The organism is Paenibacillus macquariensis (genome assembly GCF_900156375.1).
GTDB classification, from domain to species: Bacteria; Bacillota; Bacilli; order Paenibacillales; family Paenibacillaceae; genus Paenibacillus_AQ; species Paenibacillus_AQ macquariensis.
The window spans coordinates 180802-200745 of sequence record NZ_FTNK01000011.1 but is presented as its reverse complement, the minus strand read 5'-3'; the positions used below and the strand labels follow the sequence as shown (position 1 = coordinate 200745).

Here is a 19944-nt window from a genome sequence, read left to right as displayed (position 1 = left end):
TATCTCACCGAGAAGAAGACTAGGAAGCAGAAGGAATATGAGATGCATCCAACAGTCAGACGAGAATTACTTGCTCTCGTTAAGAATCGTCCAGATGATGAATATCTGATCAAGAGTCGCGAAGGTGTCAATAAGCCGTTAGGACGATCGATGACATACAAGATCATGCGTGCTATCACAAAGGATTACAAAGAACTAGGTGGAATTGGGAACCACACTCTCAGAAAATCGTACGGATATCATTTTTATCAAGAAACGAAGGATATTGCGACACTTCAAAAGATATTCAACCATTCTGATCCTAACATTACATTGCGCTATATCGGGATTACTCAAGACTCTATTAACTTAGCAACTAAGCATTTTAGGTTATGAGTTATCCATAATTATGACATGAGTAACTGGTTATCATAGATCCTCCGAAACCCTTGACATATATAGGGTTAAGAGTGTTCCATGAGTTACCCAGAATATAGGTTAAGGGTAATTCAGAGAGCAGATAAAGTTCGTGTGACAGTGTGAAACCCCACGAGCCCATACAGGGCAAAGGATAGCGGGTTTTGAGGTCGCGGGTCCTTCCCAGGGGGTGGGTGGCATGCGGGTACGTATGACCCCGAGATTCCACCGAATTTTATAAAAATTGCACATAAGGCATTGTGCAAAAAGGAGGAGGTTTTTTGAGTGGGAAAATGAGGGCGAAAATGATCGATGGTGCCTTATGTATCAACACATCTGAGCTTTGTGAAATGCTCAGTGTACATCGCAACACACTTGCACAATGGGTGAAGGCAGGGATGCCTAAAAAGGCTAACGGCTGGTATTCTCTTAAAGACACTGTAAATTGGGTCATGGATAACCGTGGCGTAAAGAAGACACCTGACAACGAAGAAGAAATGACTCTCTCTCAGCAGAAGCTATTTTATGAGGCGAAACTAAAGGAACAACAAGCGGAATCAGCTACTCATAAAAATGAAATATCTAAAGGTGAATATATTAGGAGAGAAGACGTTGTGAGTGAACTCCAGCGTTTTTTCACTACGCTTAGACGTTCTATGGGTGGATATAGCCGAAAGATAGCTATGGAGATTGCTCCATATTTAGAACCTGATCAGGTTAGAATCATAGAACAGAATATTACGGACACAACCAATGCGGCTTTGCTGCAATTGTCGGTCCGGGGTGTTTATGATGCCAAGAAATGATAAGGAATGGGCCGAATGGATAATGGCTGCATTACAGGTGCTTCGGCCACCTGAAAAGTTGACTGTCTCTGAATGGGCAGACAAACATCGGATATTGGATAGTAAATCATCAGCGGAGCCGGGTCCATGGTCAACGGATCGAACCCCTTACTTAAGAGGCATTATGGATGCGTTCACAGATCCACGTATTGAAGAGATCATCTTTGTTAAACCAACACAGGTTGGCGGTACTGAAAGTCTGAATAATATGTTTGGATATGTTATCGCTCAGGATCCTAACCCAGCTTTAATTGTGTACCCTATGCTTGACCTTGCTGAATTCACTTCTAAAAACCGACTTCAACCTATGGTGCAATTGAGTCCAACGCTTAGCGATAGATATAAAAATGAGGACAGTAAGGTTTTAGAACTTCAGTTTGACGGGATGTATGCTGTCATAGCTGGAGCAAATAGCCCGGCTTCTCTTTCTAGCCGTGCTATTCGGTATCTGTTTATGGATGAGGTAGATAAGTATCCGAAGAGTGCAGGGAAAGAAGCAGATCCTAGATCGTTAGCAAGAGAACGGACAAAGACCTTCACTTATAACAAAAAGATTATGCAGACCTCTACGCCTACATTGAAAAGTGGCCCAATTTGGCAATCATGGTTGGGGGCAGATGTTAAGCTTCAATATTATGTTCCTTGTCCACACTGTGGGCAATATTATACTTTTAAGTTCAAGCAAATTAAGTTCGACAAAACGAAAGATGTCGATGAAATTAAGAGCACAGCATTATATGAATGTGAGAATTGTGAAGGAATAATTCGGGATGCCCATAAACCATCAATGCTCAGAAATGGTGAATGGCGAGGTCTTGATGGTTCAACAAAACCAAAACGTAAAACAGGGTTTTGGATGAATTCTATCTACAGTCCTTGGGTAAGGTTTGGGGACATCGCGGCAGAATTTATCACCTCAAAACGTGGCGGTCCAGAAGAACTCATGAACTTCATTAATAGCTGGTTGGCTGAGCCATGGGAAAACACCCAAATCAAATTGAATAGCGATAAGGTGTTAAAGAAGACTGGAGGCTATGAAGAAGGAATTGTTCCAGATAGAATGATTCTCCTAACGGGTGGCGTTGACGTTCAGAAAGATCGTTTTTATTACACCATTCGTGCTTGGGGAGAACATATGACCAGTTACAATATTCGGCATGGAGTTGTGGACACATGGACTGAAATTGAAGATGTGATGAACATCTCCTATTGTGGCAGGGATGGAACTGAATATTTTGTAAACCTCTGCGCCGTCGACTCTGGTTATAACGCGGATGAGACGTATGACTTTTGCGCGAGAAATACTGAATGGGCTGTTTCTATAAAGGGTTCCAACACCCCACTCAATACAAAGTATAAACATACCAAAATAGACCGGGAGGAAAAAGGAGTCTACGGTATTTCTTTGTACCACGTTGATGGTAATTACTATAAAGACTTTATAACGGGGCGTTTAGTCAGAAAGCCAGATGAGACGGGCGGCTGGTTCGTCTATGAAAATACGGATGAAGAATATGCAGAGCAAGTGACAGCAGAGGAAAAGGTTATTGAGAAGAGTGGTCGCAAGACTGTGGAAGTATGGCGGCCTAAAACAGCTCATGCTGACAATCACTATCTAGACTGTGAAGTATACGCTGCCTTTGCTGCGGATTGTCTGGGTATACGTTACATGAGATATGGGGAGTCGAAGAAACCTGAACCTCCCCAAGAGAAGAGTCAGGAAAAACGAAACTTAAATAACTTGGCAGGAGGTGGCAAGTGGTTATGACAGAAGAAGAACGTTTAGGGAAGCTACGTGAGCAACTGGAAGAGCTTAATAAAGCAATCATTGCCATTCAAAATGGAGCTCAGGAATATCGAATCGGTAGTAGATCACTGAAGCGTCCAGATCTTAGTCTGTTATATAAAGAACGAGATCGACTTGAACGGGAGATTCTTAATGTAGAACGTGGGGGTTCTATATTCCACCAAGTGTATTTTGAAGGGAGGTGATGAAAATTGAACTGGATCGATCGCTCTATAGCTGCTGTTAGTCCACGCTGGGGGTATAAGCGTTTAGCCTGGAGAAATGGAATGAGTGTATTTGATGGTGGTGATCGTGGGCGACTTAATCAAGGATGGAACCCATCTGCTTCACCAAACGAACAGAAGAAACAGGCTGAGCGTTCGCTTATAAGAGCAAGAGCACAAGATTTAGAAAATAATAGCGATGTGACCGGTGGTATTCTTCAGGCCTTTGAACGAAATGTGACGGGTACAGGTATTATGTTGCAATCTAAAATCACACATGAATTAAAAAGCAATGTAAATGGAGAATTGAATCAGCAGATAGAAAAGATGTGGAAAGAGTATTGTAATCCTGAAAACATCGATATCACAGCTACACAGTCTTTAGAGGATATCGCAGAGATGATAATCAGGAGATACGTCGTGGATGGCGGTATATTTATCATCAAAGTATATGTTGCTAATAGCGAATTCCCATTTAAGTTGCAAATCAGATCCGTTGATGAGTTAAGCACACTAGTTACTCCTGGTGAAGGTAAGCGAATTATTGAGGGAATTGAACTTGATGAGTACAACAAACCTGTTGCATACCATTTCAAAAAGGCAGACGAGTATTTTCTGCATCCTACAGAATCGATTCGAATTTTAGCCAAAGACGTGATCTACCTCTTTAAGAAAACGAGTCCGCAACAGGTTCGTGAAGTATCTCAATTGGTAACCGCATTACCACGAATCAAGGACGTTAATCAATTCATTGAGGCGATCTCTATCAAAGAGCGTGTACTTGCTTGTATGGCGGTATTTATCAAAAAGGATACCCCGCAAGGAGGGCTAGGTCGCGGTGCTCGTGGGTCAGATGCTGCACCGATCAATTACAGCGGTGTATCCCTATCTCCAGGGATGATTGGTGAGTTGAATCCAGGAGATGAAGTGCAAACGGTAATCCCATCTGGTCAAGCGTCCAATAGCAAGGAATTTATAGCTACGCTTGTGAGAATGATTTCGGCTGGTTTAGGGCTTAGCTATGAAGCTGTATCTCGAGATTTATCGCAAGTGAACTATTCTTCTGCTCGTCAGGGATTGATTGAGGATCGAAAGTTGTACAAGAAAATGCAAAAGATGCTGATTGATCGGGTTTTGCGACCTGTATATTTGGAGTTTCTTGAGTCCATGTACCTTTCCAAAAAATTGGACCTGCCAGGCTACTCTCAAGAGAAGTCTAAGTACACAGCGCATGTGTGGGTTCCACCAGGAAGCACTTGGATTGACCCTAAGAAAGAAGCGGATGCCAATAAGATTGCATTGGAATCTAATCAAGATACGCTTGCGCGTATTTGCGCTGAACGAGGCGAAGATTGGCGAGACGTAATTACGCAACGTGCTGCGGAATTAAATCTAATCAAGGAATTGATTGGAGAAGAAGAGAAAGGGGGAACAAAGATTGAGAAAGACGATGACGACGGTGAGTCTACCGACGACGCTGCATAGAGATGCTGGACCGTCGGACAATCAATTAATTCGAACACTCACACTAAATCGCGATACGATAAACGAGGAAGAAAGAACAGTTGAACTATCCTTTTCCTCTGAAGCACCTTATGAGCGTTATTTTGGAGATGAAATTTTAAGTCACGACCCCGGAGCGCTCGACCTATCTAGGTTGAACGAAGTCGGGGTTTTGTTATTTGCTCATGGTAGGGATGCAAATTATGGACGTATGCCGATTGGTGTCATTAAAAGTGTATGGGTGGATGAAGGACAACGGAAGGCTAGAGCGCTCGTACAGTTCGATGATGACGATGATAGCGACAAGGTATTCCAAAAGGTTAAAAAGGGTATCATTAAAGGCGTTTCTGTTGGCTACTCGGTAAGCTCATGGGAAGAAGTGAAGGCTGGAAAGACATCATCTAATGGTCGTCACATGGGCCCAGCGTATGTTGCTCTGAAATGGCAACCCTTTGAAATTAGCATTGAACCAACTCCAGCCGATCCGTCTGTTGGTGTAGGTCGTAGTCATTCAAATAATGAAAGCGGGGATGAAGGAATGAACGGATTGAAAATGATTGCATTGGCAGCACAAGGATTAATGCATGCACCAGACACAGGTGCAGGAGCGGGTGGAGAACGTGGAGTAACCCCACCAATTCCTGATAATACTGCGGAGATTCAGCGTCAAGCAGCAGCGGGTGAAAGAGCTCGTGTAACAGAAATAAACACGTTATGTCGTAATTTCGGAATGGATGCTTCACCATTTATTGAAGATGGAAGTGAAGTTTCTAAGGTAAAGGATTCGATCCTCCAAAAACAAATTGAAGACAAAAAACCACATCCATCAGGTATACAGGTAGGTGCTGAAGATGTTGATAAGTTCCGTGCAGCGGCATCGGATGCATTGCTTATTCGTGCAGGTAGAGGTGTTTCTAAGCCTGCTGCGGGAGCTTCTGAGCTTCGCGGACTACGTTTGCGTGACTTAGCCGTTGAATGCTTGCAACGTGCAGGAGAAAGCGGTGCACACTTGCTAAGAGATGAGGATTTACTTAGACGTGCATTATCGCCTGACAGTACGTTCCAAGGAATCATTTCAAATGCGGCTAACAAAACATTATCACAGTCCTATCAGGAAGCTCCTACAACGTTTCAGTACTGGACTGGGAAAGGTTCAAACTCTGACTTTAAGGCTGCTGAACATTACCGCATTTCTGAAGCGGGTAGTTTGGAACTGACACCTCAGAACGGAGCTATTCCTTATGATACTGCTATGAAAGATGAAAAGGTGAGAAAATCAGTTCTTACGTACTCCAAACGGTGGGGATTCACTCGCGAGGCGTTTATCAATGATGATCTAAGTATGCTTTCTCGTGTACCGGCTTCTTATGTTATTGCAGCGAAACGCGGCATTAACTCACTTGTATATAAAATGTTGGCGTCAAATCCACTGATTTTTGATGGAGAAGCACTATTTGGTGTAACACATAAAAACTTAGGGACTCCAGGATCTATTAATACAACATCCATGAGTGAAGCCCGGGTGATGATGCGTACACAGAAAGATCAGAGGGGTATTGCGACGCTGAACATTGCACCTAAATATCTTCTTGCTCCTGCGGCGCTAGAGACTAATGCGGCTCAGTATTTACGTAGCGAGGCTGATCCTAATGGAGCTCATAGTGGTATAGCAAATGTATTCCGTAACTCATATGACATTATTGTTGATGCAGAACTTGACCAATATTCAGCTGATGCATGGTACTTAGCTGCAGATGCTAATATTGCTGATACAATCGAAGTGACGTATCTGCGCGGACAAGAAGAACCAACATTAGAAACGGATATCTCATTTGATCGTCTGGGCATGGATTTCCGTATCTATATGGACTATGGGGTAACGATTTTGGATAGTCGTGGACTGTTTAAAAATGGAGGTAAATAAAAATGATACTTAAAAATGCGCTTAACTTTGGTGGAAGGTTATATGAAGCAGGGGAGAACGTTAAAGGTGAACTCCCTTTAGATATGATCGAAGTACTGAAAGAAAAAAATGCATTCTCTGATATTGATATTACTAGTGAGGAAGTAAATGGTGAACCGCCGACCTTGGATGATGGAGTGAAAGTGGCCACAGCATCTGTAGAAAAATCAGTTGCAGAGTTAGAAGAGCATTTAAAGACCATTCTTGATGTCGAGGAAATCAATGCCTTGCTGGAGGAAGAGAATAAGAGGGAACAACCACGAGCAAGTGCGATCAAGGCTTTGGAAAAACGTATGAAGGAACTTTAGGATGAGTATTTTTAAAGATACTCTTGCAAATGACGTACTAATTTTTATGAATAGTGAGGAATTTGCAGAGATTCATACGATCACGACTTATGATCAGCAAAAAAAAAGGACTGACAGGAAACTACCAGTAATTATTGAAAGTTTCACTCTGGATGGTCGGCCTATAGAACATGCAGAAGGCGTGTCAGTACATAATGCGGTTGTTTTCATTGACCCTGATGTACTGGCTTACACTCCTCGAGTAGATCAGGATTTTTATCTTGATTTTATGAAATATATTGTCGTAGATGTATCGAATGAGTTTGGTATTTTAAAAATTGCATTGCGGGCGAACGGTACACGACCATGAGTAATTTTATTGAGGTTAAAGAAGATCTGAAAGCAGTAAAAGGATCTTTAAAACAAATGGATAAGGCCGTTCAACAGGCAGTCTTATCAAGTATTAACCGAGCTACGCAACGTGCCAAAACAGAAACTGGTCGTAAAGTCCGTGAAAAGTATATTGTGAAGCAAAAGGAAGTTGTGGAGACTCTTAGAATCAAAAAGGCAAAAGGGAAATCACTTCAGGCTACTCTAACATCAAAGGGGCATAGCATCCCCTTGATAAAGTTTGGTGTTTCTCCTAAGCGTCGACTAAAAAGGGCACCTAAAGTGTTACAGGCTGCGGTGTTCCGAGGCGGGGCTAAGAAACCAATCCCCGGAGCTTTCATTGCGACGACTGGAAGCCATACAGGAGTATTTGAGAGATTAGGAAAGAAACGACTCCCGATCAAAGAAATGCGTGGTCCATCTGTTCCGTCTATGGCAGGAAATCAGGAAGTTCGTGAACACATCCAGAAGGTGTATGGCGAGGAAATGGAAAAACGCGTGCCACATGAACTTGATCGGACATTAGGGAGGCTGAAAATATGACTCCTAGCATGATGTTGGAAAGTTTACAAGAATACTTACAAGAGATTACCAAGGAGATGTTTCTAGGTCCGGATCGCCTTCGACCCAATATTTACAAGGTTGATCTCCCGGCAAGAGCTACACCTTACAATCCAGTGCAAGAAACCCTGTTGATGCCCGAAACGGATATTCCAGTCCCTAACCAGCAAATACTGCCCGACGAACAAGACGAACGATGGCCGTTCATCATTATAGTCTGGAATGATTCTGAGGATAACGAAGAGGGGAATAGGTCGACGCGGATTGATTTTTCTTTTGGATGTGAAGGAAGTGGTTCAGACGGATACATGGATGTATTACATCTCATGGAATTCGTCCGGATCTCTTTTTTGCGTGAAACATGGGATGGATGGCCTTTTCGCATAGAAAGACCGCTTACGATGGGGTTTTACGATGAACAAGCAGACCCGTATTGGACAGGTTACATGTCCACAACGTGGGAAATACCAACAATTGTACAGGAGGTGCGATTCTTTTGAATGAAAAAGTAGAGAATATCGTAAAAAAGAATGAAACTACACCACAGAAATCAGTATCGACTGAGAAAAAGGCGAAGGACACAGCTACAAAGGTGGCTGATGAACAACTTATTTACGTGGGACCTACGATTGAACGCGGCATATTGCGTCAACATCAGGTATTTAAAGGTGGCCATCCAGCGTGTTTGGAGAACTTATTTACTAAATATCCATTACTTAAATCATTATTCGTACCAGTTGATCAGCTCAATTCGGCTCAGATAGATTTATCAAAGAAAGGCACCTCATTAAACGCGGCTTATACAGCCATGAAGGGAGTGTAATCATATGTCAATTGAAGTACATGGCGTAAAAGCTACGGAGGTAGCATACAAACCAAGCTCTCCAACACCACAGGCATTCACGTTGCCAGTCGTTTTTGGTACGGCCCCTGTAAATCTTACACAGAGCACCAAATCAGTTGTTAATGTACCGATAAAATGCAATAACATGAATGAGTTTAAGTATTATTTCGGTTATTCGGATGACTGGGAGCAGTTCACACTTTGCGAGTTCGCATATTCTCACTTTGAGTTATATGGGCAATCTCCAGTAGTGTTCGTGAATGTACTAGACCCATCTACGGACGCTAAAATCACAGCACCAGCTGCAGTGAACCTTACAAGCGGAATTCACACCATGCCAGAAGGTGTAATTAAAGGGTCTGTTACAGTCGCTTCGCAGGACGGGACAACAACCCACGTTTTAAATACTGACTACACACTGACATATGGTGATGATGGAGAGTTAATTTTGGCTGTCGTTAGTGGAGGAGGGATCTTGACAGGTACTACATCCCTGAAAGTTGGGTTTAGTTCTCTTGATCCTTCTGTAATTACTTCTTCAGATATCATTGGCGGGTCCAATTCAACCACAGGTGTACGTACGGGTCTAGAACTTATGGAAGAAGTATTCCCTCGATACCAACTGATTCCTGGCTTAATCGTCGCACCAGGCTATTCTTCTGATCCGGTCGTTGCGGCTGTCATGGTAGCTAAGTCACAAAACATCAATGGTCTGTTTGAAGCGTTCGCCATTACGGACATGGATGCGTCTGAGCGCTACATTGAACTCGTGGATTGGAAAGAGGAAAACCATTACACAAGTCCATTGCAGATGAACACTTATCCGAAAGCACAATATAAAGGGAAAACCTATCATATGTCTACACTGGCTGCAGGGACAATTTGTGCCACTGATGCAGCTAATGACGGTGTTCCGTATCAGTCTCCTTCTAATCAAACGCTAATGGCTGATGCATTAATTATGGAAGATGGTTCGGAAGCCTATATCCCTCTCGATCAAGCGCAGTACGTCAATGCAAATGGCATTGTAACGGCTATTAATTTCTCGGACGGATATAAGTTGTTCGGCAACCGAACAGGCGCTTACCCTAAGGTGACGGATCCACAACGAGCATTCACTTCAGTACGTCGTATGTTTGGTTGGATTAAAAATAATCTCGTGCTTAACTACTGGCGCAACCTTGATGCTCCGATGAATAACCGCTTAATTGATTTTATTAACGATAACAGTAACGTATGGATGAATGGACTAACTTCAGCTCAATACATTCTTGGTGGACGAGTTGAATTCAATGCAACTGAAAATCCTTCAGCTAATTTGATGGACGGTAAAATCGTGTTTCACGTTTACGTAACTCCACCATCACCAGCACAGGAAATTGAATTTTTAGTTGAATATGACGTTGCATATATTGCCGCATTGACGGCGTAAAGGAGAAAACATTATGGCGCAGATTCCAGTAAAACTTCAAGCGGCAGCAGTTTACCTTGAAGATAGCAGCATAGAGGTCGCTACTGGCGATGTAACTCTACCCTCTTTTGATAGTCTTTCAGAGACGTTATCTGGTGCTGGTATTCTCGGTGAGATAGACGTTCCAACTCCAGGGCATTTCGGATCAATGGAAGTGGGTATTAATTGGCGCACAATCCAAACTGAAGCGGTCAAACTAATCAGTTCGGAAGTCCATGCTTTGGATATTCGAGGAGCATTCCAAATATTTAATCAGTCTGGAAAGCTCGAAACAAAAGGGATTAAAGTGACAATCCGCGCAATGGGTAAAGGGTTAGATTTGGGGAAACTGGCTCAAAACTCTACTACGGACACCACAACTACGCTTGAGGTTGTTTATATTAAGATTTTCATCGATGGCATAGCGGTCATCGAACTAGATAAGCTCAATTATGTGTTTCGAGTAAATGGGCAAGATGATCTATTGGATGTAAGAAAAATATTAGGGAAATCTTAATTCGAGGGGGAAATACAAAGTGAACGAACAAACAGAAGAGAACATTAGTGTTAATGAGGTCGGGGGAAGAGCTTACAAGCTCTCTCGGCCTTTTACTTATGAAGATAAAGAGTATAAAGAAATTAAGTTCGATTTTGAAAAGCTTACTGGTGATGACATTATCGCTTGTGAATCAGAAATGTATGAAGTGGTAGGATCGAGCGACGTATTAACCATGATGATGAAAGAGACACACCCTGGATACCAAACAGTGATCGCGGCTAAGGCGGCATCACTTCACTTTCGAATTATTAAAGCGATGCCAGCAAAAGATTTTATTAGAGTGACTAAGATGGCACAACGTTTTTTGCTCGGTATGGAATAGACAAAGATCCTACTGAACGACTTATGGAGTGTGCATTGCGACTCGCTTCAAAAAGAAATACACCAGTGAATTATTGGCTATCTCGTCCACTTGGTGAGCTGTTTCAATGGTTGGAAGCTCACAATAAGTTATATAGAAAAGAACATCCTCCAGAGAAGGGAGGTACGTGATGGCTAAAGAATATGAAGTAGCCTTTGAACTATCAGGAAAGCTAGATCCGACGCTTAAAAGGGCTTTTGATGGTGTCACACATAATGTGTCTGATCTCGAAAGTGAACTAAAGATGATCCAGAGATCTAAAAGCATGGATCATCTAGGCAAAGAGGCTCGAAATAGTGCCGGTTCATTCGATAAGCTCAAGAACTCAGCAGAAGGATTTAAGGATGTTCTTGGGAGAGTGGCTCAATATACGGGTGCTTATGCAATAATATCCAGTGTGACGGATACTTTTTCAAATGCTGTTGGAGAAGTAATTTCTTTTAAGGATTCATTACAGCAAGTTGCCGCAGCCACTGGTGCAACGGTGGAAGAAATGGAAAGTATCCGAAGCGTTACCCAAGACCTTTATGGAAAAGGTATGGGGGAGAACTTCGAGGATATAGCTAGTGCCATCACAACTGTTAAACAGGTAACTCATGAAACAGGAGACGCTTTGGAAGGGATCACTCAAAATGCCATTGCATTTAGGGATGTATTTGGAGAGGAAATCACGCAATCCATTAAGGCATCCGATACGATGATGAAAAACTTTGGCATTACCTCCGAAGAATCCTACAACCTACTTGCCCAAGGTGCGCAGAAGGGCCTTAATAAATCTGATGAGTTAATCGATACTGCAAATGAATATAGCGTATATTATAAAACTTTAGGATATTCAGCAAATGAAATGTTTAACCAATTTAGCTCTGGTCTTGAGGCGGGCGCATTTAACCTGGATAAAGTCGGGGATTCGGTAAAGGAATTTGGAATCCGCATCAAGGATGGTAGCGACAGTACGATAGATGCCATGGCTATGCTATTTGCTCCAGACGACATTGATCAGTTTACCCAAAGGTTGATGAAAGGCTCCGCGAAGTCAGCGGAGTATATGGAGCTGCTAAAGCACGTGTCAAAAGATACGGCTAAGGAATTGGTGAAGAACCTTAAAGCAGGTGGAAAAAAATCTTCGAATGCTTTTGAAGCTTTGCAGGGGATAATGGGTCAGGGAAACGATATTTTAGATGGTCTTTCTAGTGGTGCAATCCGGGGTAAAGATGCCATGGAAAAGGTCATTAATAAACTTGGCGAGATCGAGGATCCGATGCAGCGGAGCACCATCGGTGTTGCGCTATTCGGCACGCAGTTTGAGGACATGGAATCAGATGTCATTGCCGCGCTAGGTACAGCTCGAAGTCAGTTTGACATGACGAAAAACACAATGGAAGAGATAACAAAGATTAAGTATGACTCTCTAACTAAAGATCTTCAAGTGTTAGGACGAGAACTTATGACAGAAGTTATTATTCCCATTGGAGAGGACTTAATGCCTGTTCTGCGCGATATGACGGAGTGGGCATCCAATAATAAAGATACCATTAAAGCTATAGCGTTGACTGTTGCTGCTGCCATGCTTACGAAAAATACGGTATCAATTGTTAAAGATTACACGAGAGTAGCACAATCGCTAGGGAAGGTTACAGGGAATACAACAAAATTCGGAGCAGCTGCAGGTCTATTATCAAATCCTATCGGAATTGCAGTTGGTGCAGTTGGAGCTTTAACACTAGGGGTAATCGCTTATAAAAAGCATCAAGAGGCAGCAAGGAAAGCGATACTCCATATGGGAGACTCAATCAGAGAGGCATATGATAACTTCTCCGAAGTTGAAAAACAAACGACAAAAACAAAAGATCTTACTACGGAATACGATCGATTAATCAAAAAGCTTGGCGATGTAAAAACACCGGCCGAACAGTTAGCAGAGGCTCGACGTAAGCTAGCGAATGTCGAACAAGAACTCATTGACTTGAATCCTGAAATTCTATCAGCAGAAGATGCAAAAAGCGGAAGATTTAGAGAACAGGTAGGGCTTGCTAATGAGTTGAATGAAACAACACTAGCGATGACAAAGAGAGAGCTTAACAACGAAATTATAAATGGGGAATCCAATCTTCCTAAACTCGAAGAAGATTACACGCGATTAACCAAAAAAGCAAAAGAATACGATCAAGCAAATATAGATTCAGAAAAATCATATGTCCGTCTAAATGAGTATCTAGAGCGAAGAAATGCCATTATGGACAATCCGAACTTGTCCAGTGACCAAGCCATGGCACAGATACAAAAACTAGCTGCTGAAGTGAAAAATATAACAGGAGAAGACTTTGGGGATCAGCTACAGTTATTGGATGATGCTCCACCGGCTTTACTGAAGTATACGAATGAGACTCTTTCTAATTTGAAAGCTACTCAGGAAGAAATGAAAGCTGCTGAAAATAGCTTTCAAGAATTGTATGACAATAAGATCGCTCTGATTCAACTAAATTTAGGCGTAGGAGAAACTATTGATTCACAATCAGCCAAATATAAAAACTTGTCTGCAGAAGAAAAGGAAAGATTTGCAAAAGTAATTAGAGATGTTCAAGAATTAAACAGAGAAATGGACAAACTTCCAGCGGATAAGAAGATAGATATTTCAGTTGCATGGAACCAAATAGGAAACATCCCTGCTAGTGTTCCAAATGTCGCACGAATAGGAGGAAGAGGGCAACAAGTTCAAGAGTATGCTCGTGGTGGGGTGGTGAGTCGTCCAGAGCTTGCGTGGGTTGGAGAAGGTGGGGATAACGAAGTTATTATTCCAATCAATGGTTCACAGCGTTCACGTGACTTGTACAGCACCGCTGGTAGTATGCTTGGCGCATCTGATTCATCAGGAAGTGGTGGAAGCTATGTTTTTAATCCTACTTATAATGTATATGGAAATGCTAACAAGAATGATCTTGAAGGGCTTGCACAAAAGACCAAGAGCGATTGGGAAACCGGACTTGCTGCCTATGAACGGAAACAATCGAGGGTGAGCATGAGGGGGTAGCATGAATGACCAAATACAGGACGATTCAAGGCGATACGTGGGATGGAGTTGCCTTTAAGATTTCAGGAACAGAGAGTTTCATGACAACGTTAATGGATGCTAACCCCGACTTTATAGGTACTATTATCTTTTCTTCTGGAAATATATTGAATGTTCCTGAAGTTGTCGTGGATACTGCGGATACCTTACCACCTTGGAGAATGGGGGAATAGCATGGGATCAGTACAAGATGGACGAAGGGCTGCCCTCGTCCTTTTTTATAATGGGAAAAACATCTCCACGGATTTAAAAAAATATCTTATGAATTTTTCATATAACGACTCTGCGCCTGGTGAGTTTGATGACATATCCATTACTCTGGATGATCGTGATCGGAACTGGATAAAGGGTTGGGCTCCTGTAATCGGGGACACCATCAAAGCAGAAATACACACGGAGCATTGGGACAAACAAGGAGAGAAAAAGAAGCTCCCTTGTGGGACATTCTACTTGGATTCAGCAGATATGGAAGGACCACCGGACAATGTAACGATGCAAGCCACATCGTTACCAATAGAAGGGGCATCCGTTAAACAAGAGAAACGATCTAAGGCATGGGAGAAAGTCACTCTGAAGACGTTATCAACAGAAGTAGCCAAAGCGGCTAAATTAAAATTACTCTATTCAGCGTCGGCAAATCCTAAGTTTGATAGACTGGATCAAAGCGATCAAAGCGACATTTCCTTTTTAGTTGAAACCGCAATAAAAGAAGGTATAGCCGTTAAAGCCAGTGGATCTACACTGGTTCTTTTTGATGAGGAAGTTTATGAGAAAAAGGATGCCGTTATAAACATCGAGCGAGGTAAAGCAAATGTCATCTCTTATAGTTTCTCAATAAATAGCGAAGGTAGCGCATATGGGTCGTGTGAAGTTACGTATACAGTTGCAAAAACCAAAAAAACCTCTTCCAAAGTCATCAAAGGATCTTATAAAATACCGGGATTGAAAGGTTTACCTGTACTAAGGCTCAATGAGCAAGTAGAGACAGTAGCGGAAGCAAATAGACTGGCCAAGAATCGTTTGCGAGAACAAAACAAAAAGGCGGGCTTAGCATCCTTTGTAATGGATGGAGATATCCGTCTTGCTTCAAGTGTTACTGTGAACGTTAAGGGTTGGGGTAAGTTTGATGGGAAATATATCATTGTCAGTGCAAGTCATACTCTCGGAGGATCTGCATATCAAACTCCTATTAACGTACGAAAAGTATTGGGGTGGTCTTAATGGCAGATATACGTAGTATGGTTAAGGAATTAATTAAAATTGGCGAGTGTTCTAGTTCTAATTTTGAAAATGGGACGGTTAGAGTAGCATTCCCAGATCGTCAAAATATGGTTTCTAGTGATTTGCCCGTTATGGTTTTTGGAGGATGGGGAGTTACAAACGGACTTCCACAGCCAGGAGATACAGTGTTGTGCCTATTCCTCGGAAATGGGTTATCTAATGGTGTTTGCATTGGAGTTATACCCAACGACCTTCCGGGCACCAGCAACAAACAAGGGACCTTTTTCGAGGATGGAAGTTATGTCTATTACGATCGTTCGACGGGACAACTTATGATCAAACCTGTTAGCAAGGTGATGATCGAAGGAGATTTAACAGTCTCAGGTACTATAACAGCAAGTAACATCACATAAGGAGTGGTGTAGGTGGCACAAACATTAGGATTAGGGTCGTTGGGAGACATCGTTTTTATATCTACTCATTATAAAATTCGAACGTTTCAGGGTTTTCATAGATCAAGCGCTGATCGTTGGGCGAACAATGAAATTATTCTACAGAAGCCCCGTTCACAGTTTTTAGGACCAGGGCTTGATACTATAGCCCTGACCGTTGTATTTGACGTGAAGTATGGGATGAATCCCCGAAAGGAAATGGACAAGTTAGTAAAGTACAGTCGAGATGGTAAAGTCCTGTCGCTTGTTATAGGTGGTAAAGGATTAGGCGTAAACAAGTGGAAGATTACTGGAATAGATCAAGACTGGACCACAGTAGATAACAAAGGGAATTTATTGAAAGCTTCGATGTCTCTTTCTTTGGAGGAATATGTATGACGGAATACACTGTTGTAGGGAAGTATGAGCCATTTAAATTCGGGTTAGCAAGTATTGACTCGATAATGCAAAACATTAGGATCATTGTCAGTACAATTGTGGGAATGTGTCCATTGGATCGCACGCTTGGAATAGATCCTAGCATGATAGATCAATCAACTCTAGCGGCCAGAGCGCTTATATCAAGTAATATTTTAACCGCTATTCAGGAACAGGAACCTAGAGCGATTGTTACTGAGGTTACTTTTATGGAGGAGGAAGAATTCGAAGTTCAAGGAAAGCTTGTTCCCATTATTAAATTCTTGGTCAATGAGGAGGTGGCAAGGTAAATGGGATTCGTAGAATTGCCGGAGATCAGCTTTGTGGATACGGATGTGACAAGCATCCTAAATACCGCACTCAGATCATTAGAGTTAGAAACAGGAAGAATATTGAATAAAGCAGATCCAGAACGAATATTATTTTTAGCGCTTATGAATATTATCATCCAACAAAGGCATTTAATTGATCAAGCAAAGAAGGCAGATTTATTGCCTGTCGCTCGTGGTGTCATGCTAGATTACATTGGTTCTCTATATAACAATGTTCGTCTCGCATCATCTTCATCCCGCACAACGATCAAATTCACGTTGTCTACTCCATTAACTTCAGCTCAGATTATACCAATGAGTACGAGGGTAGGACCACAAGGAGGAGACGGAACGGTTTACTTTTCTACAATAGAAACCGTTGTGATTGATCCAGGAGATACTTCGATTGAAATTATTTCTACGGCCAATATCCCCGGTGATGTTGGAAATGGGTTTCTTATAGGCCAATTAAATGTACTTATTGATCCGTTACCCTTTATTCAATCCGTTACAAATGTCACGGAGAGTGGCGGAGGTGCAGATGTCGAATCCGACGACGCTTATAGAGATCGTATCAGATTAACTCCAGAATCTTTCTCAACAGCAGGACCGAGGGATGGATATGTATATTGGGCTAAAACAGCTAATCCCGCAATTGTTGACGTGGCTCTTGCATCCCCAGAGCCCTATTCAGTTGTTGTTGTACCTCTAATGTTAGGAGGAGAAATTCCAACGCCAGATATACTTGACGCAGTTGAGGTAGCGGTTAATGATCGCACAAGGCGACCTTTAACCGACTTTGTGACGGTTAAACCTCCTGAATTGGTAAGTTACAATATTACATTGACTTATTATATTAATCGAGAGCGATCCGCAGAGTCATCGGATATTCAGGCTGCCATTGATAGTGCCATTAAGTCATTTAGTTTATGGCAAAAATCGAAGCTTGGACGAGCTATTAATCCATCGGAACTAATAGGTCGAATTATGGCTGCTGGTGCCCTTAGAGTAGAGGTTATCTCCCCTAATTATATGGAGTTAGCCTCTTTGCAGGTTGCTAGAGAGAATGATGTGACAATAACATACGGAGGGCTTGACGATGATTGAGATGAAAGACGTAAGCTTGCTTGATTTATTGCCGAGTAGCGTTAAAGAGGATCCAATGGTAAAAGCACATGCATTGGTACTTGATAAGGAATTACAAAAAAATACGCAATCTATTGCACAACTTTCACGATTCTCAAGGCTTGACGAAATCAATGATCAAGAAGCAGATTCACTAGCCTGGCAGTTGCATGTCGACTTCTACGATCCAAATCTAACAATTGAAGTGAAACGAAACCTTATCAAGAATGCTATTTCATTTCATCGAATGAAGGGAACGCCGGCAGCAGTAGAACAGTTGGTGGATATTGTTTTTGGAGATGGAGTAGTAGAAGAATGGTTTCAGTATGATGGTACTCCTGGACATTATCAAGTCAAAACAGGCAATCCGCAGGCAACGCAATCTAGAGCACAAGAGTTTTATCGTGCAATCGATTCAGTGACTAGGTTTTCATCAAAAATTGACCGAGTCATTTTAGAGCAAACGGATGATATGAATATGAATTTTGCCGGGGTTCTTCACTTCGGAGAAACCATGGAAGCGAGGATGATATAATGGGTGCGTTTGGTGGTTTAGTTCTTACGATAAAAGGTCGAAACTTGCAGGCGAAAGCACAAGCTGGTGCAGATTTGAAATATTCAAGAATGGGTCTTGGGGACGGGACGATCACAAGTCAGTCTATACCGAGTCTTGTAGGACTAATCAGTCAAAGAAAGAGTCTTAACCTAAATCGCGTTTACACTCCTAGTCCTGCTCGAGCTGTCGTCAGTGCGATCCTCTCAAATCAGGATGTTACTACGGGGTTCTTCTTTCGAGAAATTGGAGTATTTGCCCTTGATCCAGACGAAGGTGAAATTTTGTATGCGTACGGAAATTCAGGAACAACAGCTGAATATATACCGCCTGCAGGAAGTGCTGATATCATAGAAAAGTTGATAAACTTAAATATCATTGTGGGTAACGCAACAAATGTCACGGCAGTCATAGACCAGTCGCTTGTTTATGCTACGCGTAGCGAGTTTGAAAATAAGATTAATGAAATTAATTTAGCTATAGATGAAATGCAGGATGAGATTAACTCGTTTTCATCGCATTTAACTAACACAAACAATCCACACAAAGTTACAACAGAGCAAGTGAATACAATAGCATCTAAGCTTGTGGCCGAGATGCCGGCAGTATATCCAATCGGCATTACCGCATTTAGTTTAACTACGGCATTGGCCGATCCTTGGAAAACAGCTACTGGCCATGTTGGTACAGATACCGCATTAGTACAAACAACAAAGATGTCCGGTGATTATCTTATTGTGCAACGTATCACTTTTAATAATGGTGGTACAGGAGTCACAGCTATTTATGAGCGCAGTACTAGCGCGAATAACGTTTGGAATGGTGCCTGGAAGAAGGTTGTTTCTCGTAGCGAGTTTGAAACTCTACAAGAAACCGTTACTGCGCATAAGGCGGAAACTGCGACATTAACAACTAAGGGACATGTGAAACTTAATAGTAGTGTTACAAGCCCGAGTGAAGTCGATGCTGCAACACCTAAAGCTGTAAAAACTGCAATGGATCGGGCAGATGCGGCTTTTCTGCAAGCCAATAATGGAAAAACAGCGGTAGCAAGTGCTGTTACTGCTAAGGGTGTAGCGGCCAGTCCATCCGATACATTCCCAACATTGGCTACAAAGATCGGACAAATTAGCTCAACTAATGTTAAAAGCATTCAAAGAGGATCAACATTTATGGCAGATGTGAGTGAAAATGTACCAATCTCACTCGTAGATATAACAAAAGCAATAGTAAAAATCACATTTAGACCTAACTCAACAGCTGGGCAAGGGCACTCAGTTTTTGTAAAGGCTCAACTATCGAACTCGACTACTTTAAATTTGTCCTTATCGCAATATCTTTTATCAAACGCACCAACCGTCGAATGGGAAGTTATAGAATTTTCAAATGTAAAATCACTGCAAACAGGAACCGCTGCTATAGGGGCGGTTACAACTAGCGTTGCGGTAGCAGCAGTAAACACATTAACCTCTCTGCTATTTTTCAGCTATACAAGTTCATCCGGTAGTGCAGCATCACAAACAAACTTATTGGCAGGAAGTCTATCTAGTGGTGTAAATATCAGTTTTTCACAAGTAGATACATCTATAAAATCGGTATATTGGCAAGTGATAGAATTTAACTAGG

The 19944-nt window shown here is 42.1% G+C and carries 23 protein-coding genes; all 23 read left to right on the top strand.

Annotation, left to right across the window (positions count from 1 at the left end):
- Window positions 1-375 (top strand): tyrosine-type recombinase/integrase (locus BW961_RS19320; protein WP_139331694.1); only part of this gene is annotated, 375 nt, incomplete at its 5' end.
- Between the two features lie 302 nt (window positions 376-677).
- On the top strand, window positions 678-1202 hold the full coding sequence (locus tag BW961_RS31270) for a hypothetical protein (RefSeq protein ID WP_068583886.1): 525 nt from the start codon (window positions 678-680) through the stop codon (window positions 1200-1202).
- Window positions 1186-3009 carry a phage terminase large subunit family protein gene (locus tag BW961_RS19310; RefSeq protein ID WP_244556000.1) on the top strand — a complete coding sequence of 608 codons (1824 nt, stop codon included), beginning with the start codon at window positions 1186-1188 and terminating at the stop codon, window positions 3007-3009. The genes BW961_RS31270 and BW961_RS19310 overlap by 17 nt, the downstream gene beginning before the upstream one ends.
- The gene (locus tag BW961_RS19305) at window positions 3006-3233 is read left to right on the top strand and encodes a hypothetical protein (protein WP_068583894.1); all 228 of its coding nucleotides are present in this window, start codon (window positions 3006-3008) and stop codon (window positions 3231-3233) included. Before BW961_RS19310 ends, BW961_RS19305 begins: the two co-directional genes overlap by 4 nt.
- A gap of 6 nt (window positions 3234-3239) precedes the next feature.
- Entirely contained in the window at window positions 3240-4736 is a 1497-nt protein-coding gene (locus BW961_RS19300) for a phage portal protein (RefSeq protein WP_068583898.1), read from the top strand.
- Complete coding sequence (locus BW961_RS19295) at window positions 4690-6678, top strand: prohead protease/major capsid protein fusion protein (protein WP_244555999.1); 1989 nt, start codon at window positions 4690-4692, stop codon at window positions 6676-6678. Before BW961_RS19300 ends, BW961_RS19295 begins: the two co-directional genes overlap by 47 nt.
- Before the next feature lie 2 nt (window positions 6679-6680).
- Window positions 6681-7025: a hypothetical protein gene (locus tag BW961_RS19290; RefSeq protein ID WP_068583902.1), complete on the top strand. Its 345-nt coding sequence runs from the start codon at window positions 6681-6683 to the stop codon at window positions 7023-7025.
- A gap of 1 nt (window position 7026) precedes the next feature.
- Entirely contained in the window at window positions 7027-7374 is a 348-nt protein-coding gene (locus tag BW961_RS19285; protein ID WP_068583905.1) for a hypothetical protein, read from the top strand.
- A complete protein-coding gene (locus BW961_RS19280) occupies window positions 7371-7937 on the top strand; it encodes a phage tail protein (protein ID WP_068583908.1) in 567 nt (188 codons plus the stop codon). The genes BW961_RS19285 and BW961_RS19280 overlap by 4 nt, the downstream gene beginning before the upstream one ends.
- A complete protein-coding gene (locus tag BW961_RS19275; protein ID WP_068583911.1) occupies window positions 7934-8455 on the top strand; it encodes a hypothetical protein in 522 nt (173 codons plus the stop codon). The genes BW961_RS19280 and BW961_RS19275 overlap by 4 nt, the downstream gene beginning before the upstream one ends.
- Window positions 8452-8778 carry a hypothetical protein gene (locus tag BW961_RS19270; RefSeq protein WP_068583914.1) on the top strand — a complete coding sequence of 109 codons (327 nt, stop codon included), beginning with the start codon at window positions 8452-8454 and terminating at the stop codon, window positions 8776-8778. The genes BW961_RS19275 and BW961_RS19270 overlap by 4 nt, the downstream gene beginning before the upstream one ends.
- 4 nt (window positions 8779-8782) lie before the next feature.
- On the top strand, window positions 8783-10231 hold the full coding sequence (locus BW961_RS19265; protein WP_068583917.1) for a phage tail sheath family protein: 1449 nt from the start codon (window positions 8783-8785) through the stop codon (window positions 10229-10231).
- A 13-nt stretch (window positions 10232-10244) separates the two neighbouring features.
- On the top strand, window positions 10245-10766 hold the full coding sequence (locus BW961_RS19260; protein WP_068583921.1) for a phage major tail tube protein: 522 nt from the start codon (window positions 10245-10247) through the stop codon (window positions 10764-10766).
- 19 nt (window positions 10767-10785) lie between these two features.
- Window positions 10786-11130, top strand: a complete 345-nt coding sequence (locus BW961_RS19255; RefSeq protein WP_068583924.1) for a phage tail assembly protein — start codon at window positions 10786-10788, stop codon at window positions 11128-11130.
- A 169-nt stretch (window positions 11131-11299) separates the two neighbouring features.
- A complete protein-coding gene (locus BW961_RS19250) occupies window positions 11300-14200 on the top strand; it encodes a phage tail tape measure protein (RefSeq protein WP_068583928.1) in 2901 nt (966 codons plus the stop codon).
- 5 nt (window positions 14201-14205) lie between these two features.
- A complete protein-coding gene (locus BW961_RS19245) occupies window positions 14206-14412 on the top strand; it encodes a tail protein X (protein WP_068583931.1) in 207 nt (68 codons plus the stop codon).
- A 1-nt stretch (window position 14413) separates the two neighbouring features.
- Complete coding sequence (locus BW961_RS19240; protein WP_068583939.1) at window positions 14414-15460, top strand: phage late control D family protein; 1047 nt, start codon at window positions 14414-14416, stop codon at window positions 15458-15460.
- Window positions 15460-15873, top strand: a complete 414-nt coding sequence (locus BW961_RS19235) for a hypothetical protein (RefSeq protein WP_068583942.1) — start codon at window positions 15460-15462, stop codon at window positions 15871-15873. The genes BW961_RS19240 and BW961_RS19235 overlap by 1 nt, the downstream gene beginning before the upstream one ends.
- Window positions 15874-15885: 12 nt before the next feature.
- Window positions 15886-16290 carry a phage tail protein gene (locus BW961_RS19230; RefSeq protein WP_068583945.1) on the top strand — a complete coding sequence of 135 codons (405 nt, stop codon included), beginning with the start codon at window positions 15886-15888 and terminating at the stop codon, window positions 16288-16290.
- Window positions 16287-16619 (top strand): GPW/gp25 family protein, encoded by a 333-nt coding sequence (locus BW961_RS19225; protein WP_068583949.1) that lies wholly within the window; start codon window positions 16287-16289, stop codon window positions 16617-16619. Before BW961_RS19230 ends, BW961_RS19225 begins: the two co-directional genes overlap by 4 nt.
- Window positions 16620-17747 (top strand): baseplate assembly protein, encoded by a 1128-nt coding sequence (locus BW961_RS19220; RefSeq protein ID WP_068583952.1) that lies wholly within the window; start codon window positions 16620-16622, stop codon window positions 17745-17747.
- Complete coding sequence (locus tag BW961_RS19215; protein ID WP_068583953.1) at window positions 17740-18300, top strand: phage tail protein I; 561 nt, start codon at window positions 17740-17742, stop codon at window positions 18298-18300. The genes BW961_RS19220 and BW961_RS19215 overlap by 8 nt, the downstream gene beginning before the upstream one ends.
- The gene (locus BW961_RS19210) at window positions 18300-19943 is read left to right on the top strand and encodes a tail fiber protein (RefSeq protein WP_068583957.1); all 1644 of its coding nucleotides are present in this window, start codon (window positions 18300-18302) and stop codon (window positions 19941-19943) included. The genes BW961_RS19215 and BW961_RS19210 overlap by 1 nt, the downstream gene beginning before the upstream one ends.
- Window position 19944 lies beyond the last annotated feature (1 nt).